The sequence below is a fragment of the Brachyspira catarrhinii genome (assembly GCF_005518285.1).
Lineage (GTDB): Bacteria > Spirochaetota > Brachyspiria > Brachyspirales > Brachyspiraceae > Brachyspira > Brachyspira catarrhinii.
This window is the reverse complement of record NZ_SJDU01000427.1, coordinates 1-1,775: the sequence shown is the minus strand read 5'-3', so window position 1 is coordinate 1,775 and position 1,775 is coordinate 1. Positions and strand designations below refer to the sequence as shown.

The following is a 1,775-nucleotide window of genomic DNA, read 5'->3' as shown; positions in this document are numbered from 1 at the left end:
AAAGTTGTCATTCCTGAAACTGCAGAAGAAGAAGATGTTTTATCAAAAATGCTTAATGAATAAATTAAAAACTTATTATTTATTTTTTTCAAATATTATACTGTTTATAAGATTACTATGTTCTTTTTTTATGTCAGCTATATCGTTTTCTAGTTTTAATATTTGATTTTCTATTAGTTTATATTTATTTACAATATCTTCTAATTCATATTCAGAATCTGAAAATGGAAAAACCACTGTAGGAAGTATATCTTTATTAAGTGTGTATCCTTTAGCAGCTCTTTGAGCAAAAGGCTTATAGTTTATATTAGGAAGTATATAATATAAATAATCTTTTACTAATTCATTATTATATTTATCTTTTAAACATAATTTACATATAGCCTCATTTGTAAATAAATCCTCGCCAGCTATAGATACTTTTCCAATAGTTAGTTTGAAAGAAAATAATAAACTTCCTTTATTAAAATACTTATTTTCTCCAAGCTTATCATATCCTAATTGAGATAATTTTTCTTCCGTATCTAATATAATTTTTTCTTTCATATCAGATATTTTAACCCATAAATATTTATCTCCATAAAAACTTTTATTTTTTCGGGTTGGTGTCATTCCTAATATATAATCATAGCATATATATGAAAGTTCTTTAGGATATTTTATATTTTCATATTCTTTATAAAAATTAAGAAATAATTTATATTTTTCATTTTGTATTTTATCTATTTCTACTTCAAAAGCATTATTATTATTTTTTTTATCATTCCACCAAGTTCTTAAATTCGGTATATCATTTTCGCGAATAATAGTTCTTTTTTGATTTTTAGAAAATCCGTCATTTTTTAATTCATAAAACCAAATATTATTATGTTTTTTTTCTTTATTAAAAATTACTATAGAAGTTGGCTGTAAAGTATACGGAGCAAATGTGTAATTATCTAATTGTATAATTGACAGTATATTACATTCTTCTATTATTTTTTTTCTTAATTTTAAAATATCATTATCTCTTATAGAAAATAAAACACTATCTGGAACTATTACAGCAGCCCTTCCTCCATTTTTTAATGCATTAATTATATGCATAAAAAATACAGCATCTGCTTTTACAGTTTTCATACCATACAAATGAGAATAATCTGTTTTTTGATTGAATGGAAAGTTGCTTAAAACGACATCGTATTGTTCGTAAGCAGGATTTGCCAAACTATCCTGCTGTTTTATATGTGTATGCCCATCACCTGCTAATATCATATTCATTTTTGCTATTTTAGAAGTTTCGGTTAATTCTCCTCCGTATATTGTTTCTTCTTCTAAATATTTAATATTATCACCTGTTAAATTAGAATTTCTTTTAATAAATCTAAAAGCCTCTATTAAAAAACCTCCTGTACCGCAGCAAGGATCATATATTTTATCCCCAAATTTAGGCTGAATAAGTTCAACCATTAATTTTACTATATGTCTGGGCGTATAATACTCACCTAAATCATTTCCTATGGTAATAGAATTTTTCAAAAAATATTCAAATGCATCTCCCTTTACATCACTATCAACATCAAGCAGTGTTAATTCATCTAGTTTATTTACTATAGTTTTTAATGTGCTTCCTTTTTTTATTTTTAATGACGGTGAAAAAACATCTCCGCTATGATTATATTTATCTACTAATCTTTTAAGTATAGTATCATTTATATAATCCAGCATATCTTCTGCATTTTTTTTAGAAAATGCACTCCAAGAGTATTTTTTATCAAATCGTCTTTTTTCTCCTC

The 1,775-nt window shown here is 24.6% G+C and carries 1 protein-coding gene; it reads right to left on the bottom strand.

All coding sequences use genetic code 11. The features are described from left to right. Positions 1-75 precede the first annotated feature (75 nt). A partial coding sequence (locus tag EZH24_RS11170) for an N-6 DNA methylase (RefSeq protein WP_153227238.1) occupies positions 76-1,775 on the bottom strand: 1,700 nt, incomplete at its 5' end.